Annotated in this window: 23 protein-coding genes and 1 pseudogene; 7 read left to right on the top strand and 17 right to left on the bottom strand. The window is 34.4% G+C overall.

The features are described 5' to 3' along the window. Nucleotides 1-9 precede the first annotated feature (9 nt). The 3 genes from G631_RS0105755 to G631_RS21105 form a co-directional block, all read right to left on the bottom strand. A complete protein-coding gene (locus tag G631_RS0105755; RefSeq protein WP_026488642.1) occupies nt 10-954 on the bottom strand; it encodes a glycosyltransferase family 2 protein in 945 nt (314 codons plus the stop codon). 24 nt (nt 955-978) lie between these two features. Continuing rightward, entirely contained in the window at nt 979-2640 is a 1662-nt protein-coding gene (locus G631_RS0105750) for a glucosyltransferase domain-containing protein (protein ID WP_026488641.1), read from the bottom strand. 65 nt (nt 2641-2705) lie between these two features. Continuing rightward, on the bottom strand, nt 2706-2975 hold the full coding sequence (locus tag G631_RS21105; RefSeq protein WP_026488640.1) for a hypothetical protein: 270 nt from the start codon (nt 2973-2975) through the stop codon (nt 2706-2708). Between G631_RS21105 and G631_RS21625 the strand changes: the two genes are divergently transcribed. Then, nucleotides 2899-3249 carry a transposase gene (locus G631_RS21625; protein ID WP_081671252.1) on the top strand — a complete coding sequence of 117 codons (351 nt, stop codon included), beginning with the start codon at nt 2899-2901 and terminating at the stop codon, nt 3247-3249. The genes G631_RS21105 and G631_RS21625 overlap by 77 nt on opposite strands. 31 nt (nt 3250-3280) lie before the next feature. After that, nucleotides 3281-3475, top strand: a complete 195-nt coding sequence (gene tnpA / locus G631_RS18165) for an IS66 family insertion sequence element accessory protein TnpA (protein ID WP_051196902.1) — start codon at nt 3281-3283, stop codon at nt 3473-3475. A gap of 100 nt (nt 3476-3575) precedes the next feature. On the opposite strand, the gene G631_RS20905 is transcribed toward tnpA (G631_RS18165), so the two are convergent. Continuing rightward, on the bottom strand, nt 3576-3716 hold the full coding sequence (locus tag G631_RS20905; protein WP_155833884.1) for a hypothetical protein: 141 nt from the start codon (nt 3714-3716) through the stop codon (nt 3576-3578). Between G631_RS20905 and tnpA (G631_RS21620) the strand changes: the two genes are divergently transcribed. The 3 genes and pseudogenes from tnpA (G631_RS21620) to G631_RS21615 form a co-directional block, all read left to right on the top strand. Beyond that, nucleotides 3648-4040, top strand: coding sequence for an IS66 family insertion sequence element accessory protein TnpA (gene tnpA, locus G631_RS21620; RefSeq protein WP_442855802.1), 393 nt, complete (start codon nt 3648-3650; stop codon nt 4038-4040). The genes G631_RS20905 and tnpA (G631_RS21620) overlap by 69 nt on opposite strands. Then, a complete protein-coding gene (gene tnpB, locus G631_RS0105730) occupies nt 3979-4338 on the top strand; it encodes an IS66 family insertion sequence element accessory protein TnpB (protein ID WP_051196900.1) in 360 nt (119 codons plus the stop codon). Before tnpA (G631_RS21620) ends, tnpB begins: the two co-directional genes overlap by 62 nt. A gap of 170 nt (nt 4339-4508) precedes the next feature. Beyond that, nucleotides 4509-4635: pseudogene (locus G631_RS21615) on the top strand (IS66 family transposase); the annotation flags it as partial. Nucleotides 4636-5178: 543 nt separating this feature from the next. On the opposite strand, the gene G631_RS0105720 reads toward G631_RS21615, so the two are convergent. The 3 genes from G631_RS0105720 to G631_RS20005 are packed head-to-tail and all read right to left on the bottom strand — an operon-like array spanning nt 5179 to nt 9095. Then, nucleotides 5179-7002 (bottom strand): ABC transporter ATP-binding protein, encoded by a 1824-nt coding sequence (locus G631_RS0105720; RefSeq protein ID WP_026488638.1) that lies wholly within the window; start codon nt 7000-7002, stop codon nt 5179-5181. Beyond that, nucleotides 6966-8084: a DegT/DnrJ/EryC1/StrS family aminotransferase gene (locus G631_RS0105715; protein ID WP_035789374.1), complete on the bottom strand. Its 1119-nt coding sequence runs from the start codon at nt 8082-8084 to the stop codon at nt 6966-6968. Before G631_RS0105715 ends, G631_RS0105720 begins: the two co-directional genes overlap by 37 nt. Before the next feature lie 36 nt (nt 8085-8120). Beyond that, nucleotides 8121-9095, bottom strand: coding sequence for a hypothetical protein (locus tag G631_RS20005; protein ID WP_051196895.1), 975 nt, complete (start codon nt 9093-9095; stop codon nt 8121-8123). Nucleotides 9096-9320: 225 nt separating this feature from the next. Between G631_RS20005 and G631_RS0105705 the strand changes: the two genes are divergently transcribed. Then, nucleotides 9321-10028 carry a WbqC family protein gene (locus G631_RS0105705; RefSeq protein ID WP_035789373.1) on the top strand — a complete coding sequence of 236 codons (708 nt, stop codon included), beginning with the start codon at nt 9321-9323 and terminating at the stop codon, nt 10026-10028. A 13-nt stretch (nt 10029-10041) separates the two neighbouring features. After that, nucleotides 10042-11043: an NAD-dependent epimerase/dehydratase family protein gene (locus G631_RS0105700; protein ID WP_026488635.1), complete on the top strand. Its 1002-nt coding sequence runs from the start codon at nt 10042-10044 to the stop codon at nt 11041-11043. 107 nt (nt 11044-11150) lie between these two features. Here G631_RS0105700 and G631_RS0105695 read toward each other — a convergent pair whose 3' ends face one another. The 10 genes from G631_RS0105695 to G631_RS0105650 all read right to left on the bottom strand — a co-directional run bounded on the left by G631_RS0105695 (nt 11151) and on the right by G631_RS0105650 (nt 21327). Then, nucleotides 11151-12092: a radical SAM protein gene (locus G631_RS0105695; protein WP_026488634.1), complete on the bottom strand. Its 942-nt coding sequence runs from the start codon at nt 12090-12092 to the stop codon at nt 11151-11153. 34 nt (nt 12093-12126) lie between these two features. After that, nucleotides 12127-13089, bottom strand: coding sequence for a glycosyltransferase (locus G631_RS0105690; protein WP_026488633.1), 963 nt, complete (start codon nt 13087-13089; stop codon nt 12127-12129). A gap of 18 nt (nt 13090-13107) precedes the next feature. Further along, complete coding sequence (locus tag G631_RS0105685) at nt 13108-14085, bottom strand: glycosyltransferase family 2 protein (protein ID WP_026488632.1); 978 nt, start codon at nt 14083-14085, stop codon at nt 13108-13110. A 270-nt stretch (nt 14086-14355) separates the two neighbouring features. After that, nucleotides 14356-15087, bottom strand: coding sequence for a hypothetical protein (locus G631_RS18150; protein WP_051196893.1), 732 nt, complete (start codon nt 15085-15087; stop codon nt 14356-14358). A gap of 80 nt (nt 15088-15167) precedes the next feature. Further along, nucleotides 15168-16157 (bottom strand): glycosyltransferase, encoded by a 990-nt coding sequence (locus tag G631_RS0105675; protein WP_026488631.1) that lies wholly within the window; start codon nt 16155-16157, stop codon nt 15168-15170. A gap of 25 nt (nt 16158-16182) precedes the next feature. After that, nucleotides 16183-16929 (bottom strand): class I SAM-dependent DNA methyltransferase, encoded by a 747-nt coding sequence (locus G631_RS0105670; RefSeq protein ID WP_026488630.1) that lies wholly within the window; start codon nt 16927-16929, stop codon nt 16183-16185. A gap of 1 nt (nt 16930) precedes the next feature. Next, entirely contained in the window at nt 16931-18070 is a 1140-nt protein-coding gene (locus G631_RS0105665; protein WP_026488629.1) for a DegT/DnrJ/EryC1/StrS family aminotransferase, read from the bottom strand. A 14-nt stretch (nt 18071-18084) separates the two neighbouring features. Then, nucleotides 18085-18495, bottom strand: coding sequence for a hypothetical protein (locus tag G631_RS0105660; protein WP_026488628.1), 411 nt, complete (start codon nt 18493-18495; stop codon nt 18085-18087). Nucleotides 18496-18498: 3 nt separating this feature from the next. Beyond that, the gene (locus G631_RS20000; RefSeq protein WP_051196892.1) at nt 18499-19701 is read right to left on the bottom strand and encodes a glycosyltransferase family 4 protein; all 1203 of its coding nucleotides are present in this window, start codon (nt 19699-19701) and stop codon (nt 18499-18501) included. Between the two features lie 471 nt (nt 19702-20172). Continuing rightward, a complete protein-coding gene (locus G631_RS0105650; RefSeq protein ID WP_026488627.1) occupies nt 20173-21327 on the bottom strand; it encodes a glycosyltransferase family 4 protein in 1155 nt (384 codons plus the stop codon). Nucleotides 21328-21391 lie beyond the last annotated feature (64 nt).

Below are 21391 nucleotides of genomic sequence, written 5' to 3'. Positions count from 1 at the left end.
CCTAAGAAATTACAGATTACTCTCTCTTGTTATATAAATTGGTCGCTCTTTTACTTCCATGTAAATTCTAGCTATGTATTCTCCAATAATTCCCAACACTGTTATTGTAATACCTCCAAAGAAAAGAACTAACAAAATAATAGTTGTAGTATCCTGCCATTGTCTAGCACCAGATAACGTGTCTTTCAACAACTTAATAGCATATACCATAGATGCAAGAACAGCCATCATCCCAAGGTAAATCACGCCTCTTAATGGCGTTGTTGCAAATGCAATAAAACCACTTTTAGCATAATTCCATAAGCCTTTTATTGACCATTTGCTAGTTCCATGTAACCTCTCAACATTCTCATATTCTATCCATTTCGTCTTAAATCCAACCCACGAATAGATACCTTTTATAAAACGTTCTCTTTCAGGCATAGATGCTATTGCTTTTACTACTCTGCGTTTCATTACCCTATAATCTGTCATGCCAGGAACTAATTGCATACCTGTAAACCAATTAATTACATAATAGAACCCTCTGGATAGTATGCTTTTTATAAAAGGCTCTCCCTTTCTCGATATTCTTCTTGCCCCTATACAATCATAATCTTCACATTCTAAAAGTTTAAGCATCTCAGAAATAAGCATAGGAGGATGTTGCAAATCTGCATCCATTACAATCGTGTAATCGGCATCGCTCTTCTGTAACCCTGCATATAAGGCAGCTTCCTTTCCAAAGTTTCTAGCAAACGAAATATATTTGATGGGTATAATCTCTTCGTAAAGATTACTACATCTTTTTATCTCATCCAACGTATGATCAGAACTGCCATCGTCAATAAAAATAATCTTCCAATAGAAATTATTATTTTTCTGCACTTCCTGATTAATAGCTATTACAAATGCCTTGATGCAATCTTGCTCATTAAAACATGGAACCACAATATCTATACTTTTTTTCCCCATTCTAATCGTCCCCGCATAGAAAAATCATTTAATATCACTAAATTTTACTATTATATAATCTCTAACTTTTACAACACTTCCATTAAATGGAAAACATTCCATGTCATCAACAATACGCTTTATCTCTTCTCCATAAATATCATTATCTGGATTATAGACTTTACCTTGATCATAAACGCCTTCTATCCCATAATACTTTGTATTATTCGCAAATCCATATACTCTATGCATATATGCTCTAATAGTAGAATAAGTATAAAAATGATTATTATTTGACTCCGCCTCGTATGATACGTAAGGAACTCTTTCCAATAAATCTCTTACATCATTATCATAAATAATCAAATCCTTTTGATAATAATCAGAATCATTTATAGCTCCAACTAGTATCACTGTCTCTTCTCCAGAATAACCCTCGCAAGCCTCTATCCTATCAATCAACTGGATTGTAATCCTATCAGATACCTTTTGCATTTCATCTAATCTTGCAGATATCAAATTTGCCACTAATATTTCTTTAAATAACATAAATACCATTGAAAAAACTATGATTGTAGGTATGATTTTTCTTACTATTATATCAAACACCTTCTTATTCAAAGGTGTTATATCATTTACTCTATCTGCAATTTTGATATAAACCAAATAAATAGCAGAAAAAGTAAATATCATCAAAAAATGAACATTGTTAAACGCCAATACATAAATTGATCCTGCCGAAAGCGGAAATACAATTAAAAGAAAAACTAGCAACGCGATAGTCAAACACTTATTGCTATATTTTTTCAATTTTTCTTTTATTTCTACTGCCAAAACAATAAAAGCACTAATCAGTAAGACTATGCTAAGCCAAGTTGGAAATTGAACATAGGGTTCCCAATGTACATATATTCCAGTGAATCTTTGAAAAGATTTTTTATAGGCATTCAGAATAAAACTGATGATTTCTGTAAATGATGCCCCCGTAACAAGCCTATCTTCCCCCATATATGACGTTATAGGATTATCATTAATAACCGATGTCAATCTGGCAACTAAATAATAAACCAACAAAGAAACATCAAAAGCAACAATATACTCTATTCCTTTCCTCAAAACTAATTTATTATTTTCTCCATCCAAGACTTCAAATAATAGAATAATAATAACTAAAGTAGGAGCAAACGTAGCATATGAACCATACGCCCCCAAAGCAAACACCAGCGGAATAGCCGATAAAATGATTCGTATTACAATGTGATTTCTTTTCTTAAACCACACAAATACAGAAAAACAAGCTAAAACTAATGGAACAGCGAAACTATACGCATAAAAAAAATGTCCAAACATAATTGAATCATTAGTGGACACCACCACCGCAACTAAGAAAATACTCAACTTCTTCTCTAACCCAAGAAGTATGACAATTAAGTAAACTGATAATGACAAAAATACAATAGTCAAACAACCATCTAACCATGGAAGTTTACTACCTACCGTCAGCCAATTTACTACTCCAGAAAACCATCTTGCTCCGTCATATAATTTGACAACATGATAGTTCATAAAATAGTAAGGAAAGTCCCCATAAAAAAAATAATGCGTATACATAAATCCGTATGCCGCCAGGCAAATAATCGCCGTGAAAAAAAAACTATTTATTAACTTTTTGTTGTCACCTATTTTTTCAAATATATCAAAAATCATTTTGTCTCCTTTAAATGTATTCATTTTCATATTTGGATGTATCTATTTGTTTATTATTTTCACACCTAAAAAATCAATTCTCTCTTGTCTATACTCACAGCTTTTCCATCGGCAATCTCGTAAATAACATTGCAATTTCTGACAGTAGATAATCTGTGCGCTATAATTATCATAGTTAGTTTCCCGTAAAGACCTTCAATCTCAGACATAAGTGCTGCCTCTGTATCATTATCAAGAGCTGATGTTGCCTCATCTAAAATGAGAATCTGTGGATTTCTATATAATGCTCTAGCAACAGCATGGCAAAGGTGCCAGACACATTTTTCAAGGAACATACTAGATAAAACGCCTTCCAAATATCAAAAAGGATTACATTCTGAGCTGCTTGAAATGTACCATGCTTCAACCATCACTGAAGCACGAAAAATCCGTGATCGCATAATCAGCGACTACAATGATGTTTCTCCAACAGCGATGGAATGTCTTGATGCTGGCTTTGAAAGTGCAATGACCATCATGGTATTACCTGAGCGTCTTAGGATATATCACCGAACATCGGTAAGCCCTCAAAAGCTCGTACCTGTCCATTGTAACAAAAATCTGAGATGATTTCTCCAAATACTTTTTTGGAGGTTATCTCATGAATTCTTCTAAGGTTATCCATCAGGCAAAATTAAATGATTGGGCTGCCACGATCCGTGAACAACAAAACAGCTCATTGTCAGTTACTGCCTGGTGCAAGCAAAACCATCTATCCACAACTCAGTTCTACTACTGGAAGCGCAAGCTCAAAGATAAGTACGTTGAGTCTCAGCTTCCGGACATTGTTCCGTAAGCACTCAACCGTGAGTACCTTATAATACTACCACGTTTATGAGATGATTTCTTCAGCTACTATTGTCGTGTTGCACGATTCGCACAATTCGTCATATCAACTAAAGAAGGTTCATCTCATGTACACAAAGCAAAAGATTCACCATGCCAAAATGGCCAAATGGGCCGCCCTTATCAAAGAGCAGTCCGATAGCGGTCTCAACGTCAAACAGTGGTGCAGCCAGGAAGGTTATTCCATCCATGCTTATAACTACTGGAAGCACCTTCTAAAAGAGGAAGCCATGAAAAGTGTTTCCCTTCCTGAAATTGTTCCCTTACAGCAACCTATAATCCCAGAACAGCCGCTTCCCGCTCCACTTTGTATGCAAACACCCAATTCGCTCGATTCGCGCAATTCGTGTATTAGCGCATCCCCATTATCTGTTTCTTTTGGGGATATACAGATCAACATCAGGCCATCCGCTTCTGACGATGCCATTGTAAGCATCATTAAGGCGGTGCGTCATGTTTATGGATGCAGATTTCAGTTCATTTGCTGCCATCTATGTTGTCTGTGGCTACACTGACATGCGCCTCGGTATGGATTCCCTTGCTGCGATCATTGAAAGCAGATACCACATCTCTCTTTTTGTTCCAGGATCCATGTTCCTTTTCTGCGGTCACAGATCAAACAAGATAAAAGGTCTTGTTTGGGAAGGTGATGGATTCCTACTCTTCACAAAAAGAGTCGAAGATGGACGTTTCTCATGGCCACGCAATTCACAGAAAGCAAGAAGACTTTCACCCGAACAGTTCCGTCTTCTTAAAGATGGCTACAGCATCGATCCAGGAATAAGAGTCGTCCATCCTGAAAAAACTGCATAAACCTTTGTGCAAAACATAGAAATTTTCTTCGGCTATTACAGCCATCTTCCACTTGCCTGCTGAGCTTCATAATCTCTTCATAGCTGTCATCTACAGGGAATATATGGCCTTCTGCAGGCTTTTTCTTTTTCTCTGACACTCAACAGCTTATGCGAATATTCACATAAGCTGCTGAGCAGGCAATAAGACCATTCACTCTTGGCCGCAAGAACTGGGTAACAATGTATTCCCCCAAAGGAGCGTCCGTCAGTGCAATCATCTACAGTCTTGTTGAAACCGCAAAGCCCAACGAACTCAGACTGTATGACTACTTTGAATTCCTGATTGCAGAGATGTCCAAACATCTTCGTGAAGAAGCCAGGCAAAAGAAGCTGTTAGGCGAAGACTATATCCCCGACCGAAAATACATCCAGGATCTTCTTCCATGGTCTAAGAACATCCAAAAGCAGTTCCATCTCCTGAAGAAAAAATCTTAATTTTATTATCAAAGTGCAAATCTATGAAATCGCCAGTAAAATGGCGGTTTCTTCTTTATGTGGTACTCATGATTGAGTGCTTACGTTGTTTTGATGCCATCATAGCATTAAAAGGTAATGTTAATTCTGACAACGCACGTCGCAAAATGGATGGACGAGCCTATCAAGCAAAATAAAAGCATTAACAAACTAAAAGTCTGAACTCTCTGCATGATAGTCAGAGCGTAACGCAAAGCAGGCAAACGTTAAATAGCAATTCATAAATGATAAAGCAAAGATATCGTTGTTTTCCTTATACCCCAAGCTCGAATATATCCAATACTTGAATTATAAAGTAATTGTGAACTTGCCACGACACTAGTCGTTATTCAAATAGTTCTTTCTTGTCCCTTTCCACAGCAATCCCATTTCTTATTTCATATATAACATCACAGTTTTTAACCGTAGTTAGTCTATGAGCGATTATTATCAACGTCATCTTTCCATACAATGATTCTATTTCTGACATTAAAGCAAACTCCGTTTCATTATCGAGCGCTGATGTTGCCTCATCCAATATTAGAATCCTCGGTTCCCTATATAAGGCCCTGGCAACAGCTAGTCGTTGTCTCTGACCTCCAGAAAACTTTACGCCCCGCTCGCCTATAATCGTATCCAATCCATTGTCAGTACTCATCACAAAGTTATATAACTGGGCTTGCTTTAGCACCTCCATAACTCTATTATCATCAATATTCTGTGGTTCAACACCGAAAGCTACGTTTTCTCTTATAGTACTGTCCGTAAGATATACAGATTGGGGGACATATCCAATTACTTTACTATACCCCAAAAGGTCGTCGTATATGTTTTTACCATCGAGCAATATCTGTCCAATCTTAGGTATATGCAAACCCAAGATGATATCTGCCAAAGTAGATTTTCCTGCACCAGATTGGCCAACAATACCAATGGATTGGCCTTTTTTTATCTCCAAATCGAGTCCACTAAGTACTTCCTTCTCAGAATCTTCATACATCCAATGGATATTTTTTAATACTAGATTATTATCAAATTCTGTTGCAACGTTGATTTTTTTGTCTTCAGTAGTCTTTACCTTATTAACATCTTGCTTCCTAATCAAGCTTACATTGTTGTATACAGATTCAAGCGCTGGCAAGAAAAACGTAATATTATTCATATTGTTTGAAATTCTTCCCATAGATGGTAACAACCTGACTGCGCCCACAAGAAATGCCGCTATTACCGGAAGAGATTCAAAGAAATTACTATCAATATTTGCTCTAATACCAATATAAAACATTATTCCTATAACAAAAATCCCTTCTACTACATTAGTAGGGGCAGAGACTGCAATAGCTTGAACCATTTGAGGTTTCTGGGTTTCTAAAAACGATTTGTGGAAATTCGCAAGGAAATAACCTTGCTTTTTCATTACTTGTATTTCTTTTACGCCTTCTATGGATTCAAGAAGAACCTTTTGATTCTGCGCAGATTTTATTCTTGACTCATTACCGCTTGTAATGACTGCTTTCTTGAAGCCTTTGTACATAATAGCAACACACAACATACCAAGCGCACTGATAAGAATTGCCATATGCCAATCCGACATAATCATATAAATAACAATCATAACAACAGTCAATGATTCTGTAATCAGATTTGTAATGCACGTAAGCATGTTATTTACTGCTCTAGTATCACTTTGAACATCACGTAATATCTTAGTTGTTCCATAGTTTAGAAAAAAGTCATATTCTCTATTCATATAACTATCTAGAACAAGTTCTGATAATTCCCTGCAAATTTTAAAAGCATACCTGTTGCTATACCACAATTGAAAAGTAAGCACTATTTCCTTTAAAAAATATAAAATAGCAACTAAAATGCATACACACAAAAACGATTTATGAAAATCTGTAATTCCAGTTATCTTTGCAATCATTTCAGCTATATTACTGCTCATATAATTTTCAGCATCTGTCATTGCACTTACAACAGGTGTAAAAATATATACACACAAAGTATTAAGAATAGCACAGAAAATAGCCAATCCAACTAGAACCAACCCCAATACTTTTTGTCTTCTCGTAAGTATGTATATTAGCCTTTTGATATGTAATATCCATGATTTAATATGTATCAACATTATTATTCCTTTATCACTTGTCCCTTTATAATACTGCATATCTTATCTACAATATCATTTGTCAAATCAGCATACATAGGCAATGTTAGCACCTTCTTGCTAATATCAAGTGCTATTGGTGTATCATTTGCATCATATTCTTTACTATAGCAGTCACATGCATTTGAAATTGGATAAAAGTACCTTCTTGATCCTATTCCATTATTAAGTAAAAGATCATGAAGATCATCCCTAGTTTTCCCATAAATCGAAGGTTCAATGATTATTGGAAAATAGGCGTAATTATACTTCACATTCTCCTGACTTCTATTAGTTTTGATTCCTTGAATACCCTCAAGATTTTCTATATATCTATTGTATACTACTTCCCTTTTAGCAATTTCTTCATCAAAATGCCTAAGGTTGCAAATTCCCATCGCAGCACAGAATTCATTCATTTTGGCATTGGCACCAATTCCATTAATGGTCTCTTCATCCACGATACCAAAATTTTTTAGCTGATATAATTTTGTACCTAAAGCGGTATCACTATAGCAAGCAGCGCCGCCTTCTATAGTATTAAAAACCTTAGTCGCATGAAAACTAAAGCATGATACATCACCAAATTCAGCAACACTCTTTTCCTTATACTTCTCGCCAAAAGAATGTGCTGCGTCATAAATCACCTTCAATCCATGCTTATCAGCTATTTGCTGAATTTTTTCGACATCACAGATATTACCATATACATGAACGGGTAATATAGCTACTGTTTTGTCAGTAATTAAATCCTCAATTTTTTCCACATCAATCGTATAATTATTGGGATTAATATCACAAAAGACAGGCTTAAGTCTATTTCTAACTATAGCATGCGTTGTCGAAATAAACGTATAAGGAGTTGTAATTACTTCGCTACCTTCTTTAAAGCCAAATGCTTGAATTGTCAATTCCAGAGCCATATGTCCATTTGTAAACAGCTCAACGTTATCTGCTTCTAGCATCTTCTTCAATTCACTTTGTAAGAGTTTATGCTTCTCGCCCATATTTGTAAGCCAATGCGAATCCCATATTGCTGTTATTTCATCTATGTACTCTTGCATTGGAGGCATAGAAGATCTAGTTACAAGTATATTACTCATTTTTAACAAAACACCTCTCTCTAATTATCTCCAGCTTTACCAATAGCATCCTTCGTCAAGTCCCTTTGAATTATTTGATGTGACGCCACTTTCTTCAGGTGTAACTCTAATCCACGAATCATTATAATACTTACTAAAAAAAGGATGATCATCCCACCTTTGTCCTCTAATGCCAAAAAGCATCTGCAATTCTCCAGCATATTGTATTGCCTGTTTGCCAGCTCTCTTTATCATAGGAGCCAAATGAATCGCAAAAGATCCACACGATAAGATAGCTATATCAAAATCATGCTTCATTATCTCATCATACAAATAATTTAATGCATCAAACCATGTTTGAAACTGACTATTTTTCTGTTTACTAAAATACCATATGCTCTTAACTGGTATTAGCTCAAAATCTGGGAATTGCCACTCCCCATTATAAAGCTTTGATCTCTTTTCATATTGCATTTCTAAAAAGTCTGCAAAAATAGATACAACCAATACTTTTTTTCCAGCGAGAGCTTCTGACCAAGGTCTTTTTGCTCTGATAGGCGCCGTATTGCTCATAGAAACAAATTGAGCTTTATTAACATACCTTTCTGCTAAATATTCCTCCGAAATCATGTCTTGAAACACAGAAAAAATATCACTATCAGCAATATCCCTTCTAAAAATCATGTTATATTCATCAGTGCGATTTCCAAACAATTGAAGATTATTGGTCCAGTTATCACTTCTTCGCTTATATATTCTCCTTCCAAATAGTTGTTCTTCTTCCCACTCCGCAGCAAAAGAAACCTCTCCGTTTCCCGGTCTAGTCATAGCAAACGGTTTTCCTGACGCAATAGCATCATATATTATCCTATTAGTTTCTTCAACATTAGGAAGCTTTTCACCACAAAACAATTGAGAACTATTTGCTACTATACCAAGCCTATCCCTAAGTATCTTATGCTCAATTATTTCTCTAACGAAATAATGTTTGTATCTTTTTTTCCAATATGAATCATAGATTTCTAAATTCAAATTTTCATCTCCTTTTTGTCTAACTATCTAAGCATGTATTCTATCATATATATATTTTTTTTTCATTATAGTTCACAGCTTGGCCTTCGACTGTCTTCCGATTATAGGGTCACCACCATAAATGTTACTTCATTTGCCTTGAGTAGTAAATTGAAGTAGAATAACTAAGTAACTGTTGATAAGGAATATGAAAAGAATAAATAAAAATTACTAAAGGAACTGCCAATGTCTTCAAAAAAACTCGGAATAATGCAACCTTATTTTTTTCCATACATCGGATATTTTCAACTAATTAATGCAGTTGATGAGCACATCATATATGACGATGTTAATTTCATTAAAGGAGGATGGATTAATAGAAATAGGATACTTGTGAATGGTGAACCCTCTTATATCAACGTTCAGTTGTCAAAAGCTAGCCCAAACAAGCTTATCAACGAGTTATCCATCTATCCAGATTCACGCTTACAAAAAAAACTACTGCTCACTTTAGAAAGCAATTACAAAAAGGCCCCATATTTTGAAGTAATATATCCATTTTTGGAAGAAATGATATCTACAATGGACGGACAGTTGTCAACATTCTTAGCAGAATGCCTGAAAGCTGTGTGCAACTATCTTGGAATTCAAACAACAATTCTTTTGTCTTCTGAATTAGAAAAAGATTCCTCTTTAAAATCCGAAGCAAAAGTAATTGATATATGCAAAAGACGAGATGCTGACATATATATCAATGCCATCGGCGGACAACATCTTTATGATTATTCTCATTTTGCATCAAACGGAATCACACTAAGATTTATTAATTCTGCCCCTATTGTATATAAACAGTTTGATAATGATTTTTGCCCCAATCTGTCAATAATTGATGTTATGATGTTTAATTCAGTTGAAACCATAAAGAAATACTTAGACTCATACACCCTCATTTGAAAGGAAATGTTTAATGAATACTACAAACCCAAAACAAATTATTATCTTTGGCGCAACTGGAGATGTTGGAAAATATCTAACATACTACCTTCTAAAACATATTAACAAAAAAGATTTTGAAATAATTGCAATTGGTTCAAAAGAATCACATGTATTTGATGAATTAGAGGTCAATTATATTTCTGTAGACATAACAAATGCAAACGCCTTCAAAAAACTAGAGAACGTGACTAATCCTTATGCTGTAATTCACCTTGCTGGTATGATGCCCGCTAGGATGAAAGGTTATGATCCTCAACGTTATATTGATGTTAACATTACTGGGACTCTCAACATTCTAAATTATTGCATAAATAAAGGTATTGATAGAATACTCTATTCTCAAAGTTTTGGGGATATCAAAGAATATTCAGAAAAAAAACCTGTTCTGCATGCTGATATGCAACGTAGCTTTTCTTTTAATAATGATCATTCTGTATATGTAATGACCAAAAATATGGCAGTTGATCTTATTGAACACTATCATCAAAAATACGGAATCAAAAACTTTACTTTCAGACTACCCACCATTTATCTATGGTCCGAAGTAGATACATATTATGTAGATGGGGAAATCAGAAAAATAGGTTATCGTGACCTTATAGACAAAGCCATGTCAGGTGGAACAATTGAAATCTGGGGTGATAAAACACGCAAAAAGGACATGGTATATGTAAAAGATTTCTGCCAAATGTTGTATTTGGCTCTTATATCCACAAACAACAATGGATATTATAATGTGGGAACAGGTATCGGCACCAGCTTAGAAGATCAGATTAAAGGAATTATAGATGTTTTTTCTCCTAATAATATGAAATCCATAGTAAAAGAGCGTCCAGACTTGCCGAACGCTCCACAATACATTATGGACATAACTCCTGCCGTAAATGAACTAGGTTATAAACCTAAGTATAACTACATTGATATGCTTACTGATATGAAATACCATATGGAAAACAAAACATATTTTGGATGACGATTAGCCTTTATTATCAAGTGCCATTCAAATGGCACTTGATATAATATAATCTCATCCGTTTCTTTATCATTCAGTACTCTCGCCTGCCTATCAATTACAGTCTATTATTCTAGTTGCTCCGCAACAGAAACTATTTTCATATTATCTGTAGAATAATCACCACAAAAGTTACATATAGATGAATATCTCTTATCACAATAAAAATTTCTTATGGTTGTATAATCCAACGGTTTGTTCAAATCAAGCCAATCATCATTTTTCTTTGTCAATAGTCCATAGTCTTCTAACCCAGAAGCTCTTCCGCAGGTATAAATTTTCCCTTTCGCAATCATTTTGCATGCAACATTATCCATACACATGTAATATTGATAAGACAATTCTTTTTCACTTCTGTTGTTATTCTTAACATCTGAATTTCCAAATCCATACCATATTGGCATTGATATTTTTTCATATTTTATCTTATTTTCTTCAAGTACAGCAATTATTTCATCTCTCTTAGCAATTCTGCCATAATCACTAAACTTAAACAAAACTTTTGATTGTCCTTTATTTGAAACAAAATTTAACAGTTCATCACTAGGAAAGATTGTTCCATTAGTCGTTATCTCTATCATTGCAACCTTATCGCTCGATATCAAAATATCCAAAATAAAAGTCAAATCACTATATAAAAGCGGTTCCCCGCCAACAATATCAACGCATACACACATATCTATATCAGATAAAAAATTATTTATGTTTTGAGCTAATACTTCTTTTTCTTCATAATAATGTTCCCTTGCATAAGGGATAAGTTGAGAACATTCTTTACATCTCAAAGTACAATAATTTCCAACACTAACCACTACTCTCGGGAGTACTTTTGAGTATTTAGAAAAATCTAAATCAGAGTCAAAAAAAGATTCAAAATGTTCTATCTCGAATTTTATCTGATTCAAAAATTTATATACATATAATGATCTCTCTCCTTTTATACGCCCCCCAAAAAATCTCATTCGTCTAATACATATCTGTGCAAAACTGTAAGCCTTTTTTTCTCCCAAATGAACACCTCCCAAAAATCAAACTATGTTGTAATCAAACTTTAAATTTTCTCGATAAAAGCAACCATCGAAAATAATTTAAACAAACTATTTTATTGAATATAAAATCATGAACATTTTTATCTCCTTTGCTCCGCAACACTCTTTTGGAAACATTAGTAAATTTGTAGTCCTTTGAATAATCACGTATAAAATTGGTTTCGTCGCCTACTCTTGAATTCTGTCCACTTCCATCCAAACCAATATTCTCTACTAGGTTTTGGGCTGGACAAATTGCATAATAATTCATCTCTATCATGTACATACATATAATAACATCAGTTAAAGCTGGAATTATTCCATTGTCGAACAATGTCTTGGTTTTTCCTACTAGCATTCCCATGACTATTATGTTAAACGCACCAATACTATAAAACCTTAGCTTAAGCATTTTCATAGGATTCAAGCAAAATTTAATAACTTTGTCACTGCTTCTCCAACGTTCTATGTCTCTCATTTTCTCTGTAAAGTAAACAGTCCCCCATGTATTGCAACCTCTCATAAGAAAGTTAGATTCTATTTTCTCAACAGGTAGATTCTTACTCACATAGCCACAAACTGCAAATATATTATTCCCAGCATCTCCTACTAATGAATAGCAATAATCTAAAAAAGCTGGTGCTACTACAATATCATCTTCCATTCTTATAAATGCTTTGTACTTTTTTTCAGCATATTCTATCAATTGCTGCGCATTATTATTGGGGCCTAAATTGGTTGACCTATATATAACTATCATTTCAAAAAATGGGTTATTATTGACTAGTTCGTCTAATAATTCGCGTGTTTTATTATATCCAACTATGTAATCCTGACTAGGCGGATAGTCTACGGCAATATAAACCTTTGTCTTATCCGCATATTTGCAAGTTCCTAATGCCTCTAGGCATTTTGCCAAATGCTGATACCTATTACAAGTTGTTATTAGTACTGGTATCGTTTCTTCGACCATTTCCATATTATGCTATTAACCTCTCTATGCACGAATAAATCCATATTTTCCTAAATAATGCTCTTGATGAATCCATTCTCTACAATCATGTCTGTATAAATAATTTGCAAATAAATAAATTAGACCATGCAAATAAGCCCAATTATATTTTCGACGCATACCTTTTTTTTGAACTTGATTTTTAACTATGCATTTTACAATAACTAAAAATAGTTCGCACCATCCTCTAGGCTTTCGAAGAAGTGTATATGCATCTGATATACCACATCTATACGCTATCTTTTCAACATATTTAACTTCAGTTCTATTTTCTCCAACTTTATGCTTTACTCTACATTTAGGACTTATTACTGCCTTATAATTATGCTGTAATGCATAACCACAAACATAACTTTCTCCATCCCCCCTATATCTTAACAGGTTATCAGGAACTCCATCTGGGTGAAAACCTTTGCACTCTGTCAGTAACGCCTTCCTCACACCAAAATTACATCCCATAATATAATATGGTGAAACTCTTGAAATACAATCGTAATCAAATATAACACAGCTCAAAAGTGAAATGATTTTCGTTTTCTTTCCATCACTAAACTGAACAAATTCATTTAACCATTCTGGTTCTTGTTTCAAGAATAAAGGCTCATTATTTCCACCCACAAGCATAACTGTATCATCTTCAAATGCTTCAACCATTCCTTCTAGCCAAGTTGAACACGGAATAATATCATCATCTGCGTATACTATGATTTCTGAAGAGGAATGCTGATATCCCCAATTTCTTCCTACATGTAAGCCAATATTCTCATCATATTCATAAACAAAGTTTTTTATTTTTGTTGCAAACTCTGTACATACATCTGCTGTATTATCAGAAGAGCCATTATCAAACACAATAACTTCATAGTTGTCCTGTGATAAAGTTTGACCTACAATGGCTGATAATAATTCATCTAAATCAGCTGCTCGATTTCTCGTTGGAATAACAACACTTACCTTTTTCATTTATTATGTCCTTAAATTTAATCAAGTATATTTACCCCTATATAAACATCATAATGAAGCAACAAAATACGCTGTCCAACTATCAAAAGTTGTTTCTTTTTGTGTGTTGCAATCCACACATTCTAGCAGCTTAAAGCCAACACTCGATAGCATTCTTTCCACTTCTGGTCGAAATAAATACCTCATTTTATGTGTTTCGGAATTTTTTTTTGGGGGGGTAATTGTCTAAAACGTCTGCTTAATATTCCATGGAAATAATAAAAGAACTACCTACTCTTTTATTATTTCCCATATTTTTCTTAGCTTATTATTTATTCCTTTTACAGGTTCCCTAAAACAAGTGGTCGTAAAAATCTCATTCCATACCATGTGAGTCAGTGGAGGTGTATGTACATTCATAAAACAATTTATTAAATCGTTCCGTTCTTTGTTTACAAATACCATTATATTCTGTTTATACCACCAAGGTATGTTGTCATCTTCTTGAATCATTGGGCGAACGACGTCAAAGGGCTGAAACCCAGACTGTTCAAATAAATCAACCCAATATTTCATATATTGTTCATTTATATGACCCACTCCTGTTTGACCTATAGTGGCCGCAGAAAACAGAACACAATCACTCAAAGAAATCAAATCTTCAACAAATGAGCGCGCTCTTGATTCAGGTAAATGCTCAGCAACTTCTAAAGAAATCGCTAAATCATATCTGTTATCCAATTTTAATCGCTGTTCCAAATCACGAGGAATAAACCTATCCTTATCTATTACTAGGATGTTCTCTGTAACATAGCTTCCATCTACGCAATTAGCAAGACAGTCTTTAGGACAGTTATTTAGCTTCATAAACTCATCAATCCATACTCCTATTCCCCCTCCGACATCAACACAGGAACTAATTGGAGTTATATCATCTAAGATTTGAAGAATTTTATTAGCTGAATGCCTTGTCATCTTATCTCTACCGATATGAAATTCTTCATTGTATATTTCGTTATTCATAACACTTATCTCTCCTTAATAATTTGATTTTTATTATCATCTTTTGTACAGATTGAACGCTAGCTTTTGAGAACGTTAGCCTAAAACGTGCCAAGTATTTTCCCCTTATCCCCTAAATAATCAGTCTGATATATCCATTTTCTACAATTGCGATTCATAAAGTATTTTGATATTAAAAATAATAATCCTCGCGTATACTCAGCTTCATAGAGTTCTTTTGCTGTAATATTCTTTCTCCCAAAATGTTTGATTTTTCTTGTGAGCACAGAGTACAACAACTTGACTGCCTTTCTATTATTTCGGAGGTCAGAGTATGCATCTGATATGCCGCACCTAAAAGCTATTCTTTTTACGTATCCCAAGGTAAGCCTACTATTGCCAATTTTATGTTTAACACTTGCGCTTGGAACATAGACGGCTTTATATCCGTTATCCAAAACATATTTGCTTACATATGATTCTCCATCACCGCGATAACACAGCAAATCATCCGGCATCCCATCTGGATGAAAACCATGGCATTCTTTTAATAATGTCTTTCTTATGGCATAGTTACATCCCATGACATAGAATGTATTAATCTCTGTAATATCTTCATAATTGAATTGTATGCAACCAAAGAGGGAAAGAATTTTAATGTTTTTATCATCATCATAATAAATGAAATCATCAAACCATTCGGGCTTTCTACCTAGTAAAAAGGGGGGGGCATTATTTCCACCAGCTATCATTACTTTAGGATCTTCAAATGCTAACAAAACTCCTTCGAGCCAAGTTCCGGATGGGATAATATCATCATCAGCATAGACAATTACATCAGAACTAGAATGCTCTAGTCCCCAATTTCTTCCAATGTGAAGACCAGGATCTTCACAATATGTATATCTGAAGTTCTTTATCTTTTTGCTATACTTTGAACATATTTCAGCTGTATTATCAGAAGATCCATTATCAAAAACAATTATTTCATAATTATTTTGCGACAAAGTATGATTTGGAATTGAGGATAATAACTCACTCAAGTCAGATGCCCTATTCCTGGTTGGAATAACTACACTTATCTTTATCATTTACAGAATCTCTTTTCGACCATTTTTATAATGCAGCAACAAAATACGCTGTCCAACTGTCAAAAGAAGTGTTTTTCAGAGTGTTGCAGTCAGAACACTCCAACAGCTTAAACCCAACACTTGAAAGCATCCTTTCGACCTCTGGGCGGAAAAGGTACCGCATACTGTGAGTTTCTTTGATTTCTTTTGCCTCATTGGTACGCTTGTTTATTACATAAACGTCATAGTTGACATCAACGATATTCCTATCTACGTGAAATTCTGGCGTAGCAGTTCTAATAATCAAATTATTATCATCTTCCACCTTTTTAACCCTAACAGCTGGTTTATCTGTTAGGACACCTGGTCCATACCACGCATCGAAAATGAATAATCCATTAGCCTTAAGATTGGTCTTAGCAGTCTCAAATGCTTTTATAAGGTCATCGTCTGTTGTCTGGTACGACATTACATGAAACATAGAAATTGCAGCATCAAATAAAGTGTCTCCTCTATATGACCTAACATCAGCAACACTAAAGTTCGTATTTGCATGCCTATTAGCATTTGCAATCTGAATCATATTTTCAGAAAGATCTATACCAGATGCTTCGTAGCCTCTTTTGGCAAGCTCAAAATCATGGCGTCCCGTGCCGCATCCCATGTCTAATATACTCTTTACAGATGGTCTATATTTATTAATAAATCCTGTAACAACGTCTGCTTCGCTACTGTAATCTTTATCTCCATAAAATGCATTGTAATAATATGCATAATCATCAAATGTTTTCATTTTATCCCACCTTTTTTATATGCAAATCCTTTATTAGCTGGCAAACGTAGTGAATATCTTCTTCAGAAAGATCAGAACCACTTGGCATATAAAAGCCATTGTCTGCAAGCCAATCAGTTACAGGATATTCACCAGAGCAATCACACCCATAATCTTTTAGCGCCTTCTGTTTGCTCATACTATTGAACAAAAGCCTGGTTTCAACACCATTGTCTTTTAGGCGCTGTATAACTTCATCTCTGTTAGCTCCAAATTTTTTAGGATCAATTACTATTGTGTTCATCCAATTTACATTAACAGAATCTTTCTCATCCTTTTGGAAAACAATTCCTGGGACATCAGATAATTCTTTTAAATATAAATCGTGATTATAAATTCTCTTTGCACGATAATCGTCAGCTCTTTCAACCTGCGCCAACCCTAATGCTGCATGCAAATTGCTCATCCTATAGTTAAAGCCAATATTATCATGCATATAATTTCGCGGACCCACGAGTGGAAAGCACATATTTTTATAGTATCTGCACTGTTCAGCAATCTGTGTATTGTTGGTTACACACATACCGCCTTCACCAGTAGTAATGTTCTTGTTAGCAAAGAAGCTAAACGCTGCAACGTCAGATAAGCTACCAACTTTTCTGCCTTTGTAAATAGCCCCATGAGCTTCTGCTGCATCTTCGATAACATATATCCCATATTTTTTTGCCAAAGCATTAATTTCATCCATATCACATGGATTGCCAAAAATATGAACAGGAATAATCGCTTTGGTATGTTCATCAATTTTTTCTTCTATTTTTTTTACATCTATATTCCATGTTTCTTTGTCAGCATCTACAAAAACAGGCATTGCGCCAGTGTAACATACTGCAAATGCTGTCGCAATCATAGTAAATGAAGGGATAATAACCTTGTCACCTTTCCCTATTCCCAAAGCAGTTAATGCCAAATGAATAGCAACAGTACCATTAGTTACAGCAATGCCATGTTCAGTTTCACAATATTTTGAAAACGCTTCTTCAAATCTATTAACGTAGCTTCCGCTGCTAGAAATCCAACCAGTACTAACTGCATCCATAACATATTTTTCTTCATTTCCATCTAACGCAGGAGTACATACATGAATAGTCTTCTTTTCCATTATTATCCTTTCTACTACCTAATTGGCTCAAATCTAGTTTTATCTTGATCCCCCGTGTACGGTCCTTGCTTTATTTCATACATTTCTGTTTCTTCTAAACATTCAAAACCATGACCGCCATCCACTAGCAGAATTACATCTCCTGCATTAAGCTCTATAGAACTGACATATTCATGATTATTTCTGTAGAAATCACAACGAAGTAAACCACTTTTTATAACTAGCGTTTCTTTTGTATATAACACCTCTCTTTTCACAGGATTATGAACATGAGGCGCTATAATGTGTCCTTTCGGATGATGCATATATGCTAATTGCTGAGAATAGTCATTAGGAGTACAGAATTTTATTCCTTCTTCATTAAAATCATGGGTTATTACTATTGCTAGTACTTTGTCGTTATCCTTTATTTCTAATATTGGCATATATCATACTTCCTTCCACCGTTTCATATTGGTTTCAAAATCCTGAATTATTTTTATAACTTCGTTAGTATAGCTATAATTCTTTTTCTTTTCAATATAATCCTTTGCTTTATCCAGGAGCATCAATCTGTTACTATCATCAAGAATATTTTTCATTGCTTGTGCAAGATCATCTGCGCTATATCGATCAAAAAATATAGCAGCATCACCCAGCTGCTCTTTATGACCTACTAAGTCTGAAATCAGCACTGGGCATCCCAAAGCAATCGCTTCTAATGGTGGCAAATTATTGGGGCCAAGCAAAGATGGGTACACTAAAGCACGTGCGTTCTGATAAAGATATTTAACTTCACCAAGCTCCAAAAAGCCTAGAATATAAACCTGCTTATCCACTTCCAGCTTTCTAGCTTTATTCTCGATATATCCCTTTGTTCCATAATCGTGTCCAGTAAAAACGACATTCGCCGTGATAGCATAATCGTCTTTTAACTTCTTTAATGCTTCCAAAATTAGAGTGTGATTCTTATGCGCCCAAAATTGTGCTGGATAATAAAAAAACAATTCTGGAAGATTAACCGTTGGCTTAATAGCGTCACCCCTAAAAAGGCTAGGAACCATAAACTCTATTGTATGTATTCTATCTGCTGGTATATTATAGTTTTCTACTATTTCATTTTTTCCACTATTATTGCCCGTTATGATATAAGATGCACGCGGCAGCATACGCTGATACATTTTTTCTCTGCTATCCCACTCAAACGTTGAATTTGTCATTTCAGGGAACATTGGCAGTGTTCTATGGCCAAGATCCCATACGGTAAAAATGTATGGTGTTGATAATATCTCACATACCGGCATTGTAAACCAAAAAAGACTAATCCCTTCTTTTTTGGCAAGCATATCAAAATATGACGCCATGCTCTTTGTTGGAACCCTCATCCAAAGTCGTTCTTTAAAATCTTTAAAATGATAGGTCATCTGTATTATCCAATATTTCAAAAAGATGGTTAATTTAAATCTATTGATATTAATATACTCTATATTATTCTTTTTGCTTTTCAGCTTATCAAATAATCCACCTCTATAGATTACGCATATATCGCATAAATAATTCGATTCCTCTATCTCAGAAAGAATCGCACTAAGCATAGTAGACGTTCCCCCAAGTACGGGATTCTCATCTGGCAAAAAAACTCCTATCTTCATTACGCACCTGCATGACATTTAGTAAACTAAAAATCATACTTACCTTTCTTTTTTGGGTTAAAACCATTTCGAATACTATTAGCTTTTTAATTACCTAATTCTTATTTTCTAATTCTACACTGCTTTAATATTTTAATAATCTTTTTGTAGAAGCCAAACAGCTAGCTATCGCAAACGCCGCTACATAGGCAAGTATTTTTACAGCATTACTATCATTGTTGAAAACAACTCTAAATGCCTCTGGCATATAGTTTGTTATAGGGAAAAATAAAAATGAATTCATTCCAACAAATACCAACGATTTTATGATCAATAATTGTCCTGCATTCTCACATATTTCCAGTATCAACAATTAATAGATTTTTTCATTTACCACCGCTTAATAGTTGACATAATAGCGGTTATTTTTAAACCATTTCTGATGTTATGTCAATTTCATACCCCATATGTGATAGCACATATCTTTTCTTGTTATTTACCATTCATCAGTTCTTCTATAATTCTTTTTACATTTTTTTCAGAATTATAAACTAAATCCGCCTTGTACATCGATCGTTTTGAGGCAGTATTAATCCATTCTTCATTCGTTGATATTATTATATTAAGCTTATCTATTGCTTCTGCTTGATTATCATACGAAAATACATATCCATTTATTCCATTTTCTAATACTTCTCTACAATTTCCAACTTTATCTGATATAAACAAAGGCAAGCCGCACCAAAGAGCTTCAATACATGAAAGAGGATTTGGATCAGAAAATGAAGGGAGTAAGAATATATCACTGGCTGCATATAGATCTATCATTTCGTCTTCATTTTTATAACCAAGAAGCGAGACTGGAAGATTCTCTTTTTGAATCCTCTTCTCAAGTTCTTCTCTGAGTTCACCTTCTCCAGCAATAGCTATATGAACATTATTTTTGCTTGGACATTTTAATAATATATCCAAAAAAGCATCTATCCCTTTCACCTTACTTAGACGCGCTGGCATGATCATAAGCCGTTTATCCAATGGAAGCTTGTACTTTTCTCTGATAGCCTCTCTTTCTGATTGAGGTTTATTCTGTGCCTTTACAAACTTCTTTTCGTCAATCAGATTGGGGACAAATATGCCTTCAGCCTTGTCACCTGCATATTTCTTGATGAAATCATAAGACAATTCACCGGCATAAAGAAATGCATCAAATTTCTTATAGATATTGCTTCTTAGATATTCCAAAAATAGACTTACTAATTTATTATTGTCTCGCTTCTGATTGATATGGGATTCACTCCAAAAATAACATTTATAGCCTAATTTCTTTCTCTTTTTAGCTACTGTCCATATCCCTGGGCAAAGATAACTACCAGAACAAATCATAACATCTGGATTATAATCCTTGATAACACTAATTAAGTTTTTATTAAAGTGAATATAGGCATGTTTTATTACAAGTGTTCTTCCTTCCAACAGTTCTGTGTATGACGCTTTGTATTCATCATAAGTCCATTGCCTGTCTGGCTCTGTTGGTGCCATAACAAATACTTTGAAATCTATATTTCTTTTACGGCACTCATCGAATAAAAGATCAAAAAAATGTTTTCTGTATGGACTTAATATATTTGTATATAGAGCAATTTTCATATATATTCTCTTCTTAAATTTCCAACTATCAAAATGTTAATAAAGCGACGCACAGCGTCGCTTT

It is taken from the genome of Butyrivibrio sp. XBB1001, assembly GCF_000424505.1.
Taxonomy (GTDB): domain Bacteria; phylum Bacillota; class Clostridia; order Lachnospirales; family Lachnospiraceae; genus Butyrivibrio.
This window is presented reverse-complemented; position numbering and strand designations above follow the sequence as displayed.

What these genes read in the sequence shown, in the direction of transcription:
- G631_RS0105755 (WP_026488642.1), bottom strand. Translation starts at nt 954, where the DNA reads ATGGGGAAAAAAAGTATAGATATTGTGGTTCCATGTTTTAATGAGCAA.
- G631_RS0105750 (WP_026488641.1), bottom strand. Translation starts at nt 2,640, where the DNA reads ATGATTTTTGATATATTTGAAAAAATAGGTGACAACAAAAAGTTAATA.
- G631_RS21625 (WP_081671252.1), top strand. Translation starts at nt 2,899, where the DNA reads ATGAGAATCTGTGGATTTCTATATAATGCTCTAGCAACAGCATGGCAA.
- G631_RS21105 (WP_026488640.1), bottom strand. Translation starts at nt 2,975, where the DNA reads ATGTTCCTTGAAAAATGTGTCTGGCACCTTTGCCATGCTGTTGCTAGA.
- tnpA (WP_051196902.1), top strand. Translation starts at nt 3,281, where the DNA reads ATGAATTCTTCTAAGGTTATCCATCAGGCAAAATTAAATGATTGGGCT.
- G631_RS20905 (WP_155833884.1), bottom strand. Translation starts at nt 3,716, where the DNA reads ATGGATGGAATAACCTTCCTGGCTGCACCACTGTTTGACGTTGAGACC.
- tnpB (WP_051196900.1), top strand. Translation starts at nt 3,979, where the DNA reads ATGTTTATGGATGCAGATTTCAGTTCATTTGCTGCCATCTATGTTGTC.
- G631_RS0105720 (WP_026488638.1), bottom strand. Translation starts at nt 7,002, where the DNA reads ATGCAGTATTATAAAGGGACAAGTGATAAAGGAATAATAATGTTGATA.
- G631_RS0105715 (WP_035789374.1), bottom strand. Translation starts at nt 8,084, where the DNA reads ATGAGTAATATACTTGTAACTAGATCTTCTATGCCTCCAATGCAAGAG.
- G631_RS0105705 (WP_035789373.1), top strand. Translation starts at nt 9,321, where the DNA reads ATGTCTTCAAAAAAACTCGGAATAATGCAACCTTATTTTTTTCCATAC.
- G631_RS0105700 (WP_026488635.1), top strand. Translation starts at nt 10,042, where the DNA reads ATGAATACTACAAACCCAAAACAAATTATTATCTTTGGCGCAACTGGA.
- G631_RS0105690 (WP_026488633.1), bottom strand. Translation starts at nt 13,089, where the DNA reads ATGGAAATGGTCGAAGAAACGATACCAGTACTAATAACAACTTGTAAT.
- G631_RS0105685 (WP_026488632.1), bottom strand. Translation starts at nt 14,085, where the DNA reads ATGAAAAAGGTAAGTGTTGTTATTCCAACGAGAAATCGAGCAGCTGAT.
- G631_RS18150 (WP_051196893.1), bottom strand. Translation starts at nt 15,087, where the DNA reads ATGAATAACGAAATATACAATGAAGAATTTCATATCGGTAGAGATAAG.
- G631_RS0105675 (WP_026488631.1), bottom strand. Translation starts at nt 16,157, where the DNA reads ATGATAAAGATAAGTGTAGTTATTCCAACCAGGAATAGGGCATCTGAC.
- G631_RS0105670 (WP_026488630.1), bottom strand. Translation starts at nt 16,929, where the DNA reads ATGAAAACATTTGATGATTATGCATATTATTACAATGCATTTTATGGA.
- G631_RS0105665 (WP_026488629.1), bottom strand. Translation starts at nt 18,070, where the DNA reads ATGGAAAAGAAGACTATTCATGTATGTACTCCTGCGTTAGATGGAAAT.
- G631_RS0105660 (WP_026488628.1), bottom strand. Translation starts at nt 18,495, where the DNA reads ATGCCAATATTAGAAATAAAGGATAACGACAAAGTACTAGCAATAGTA.
- G631_RS20000 (WP_051196892.1), bottom strand. Translation starts at nt 19,701, where the DNA reads ATGAAGATAGGAGTTTTTTTGCCAGATGAGAATCCCGTACTTGGGGGA.
- G631_RS0105650 (WP_026488627.1), bottom strand. Translation starts at nt 21,327, where the DNA reads ATGAAAATTGCTCTATATACAAATATATTAAGTCCATACAGAAAACAT.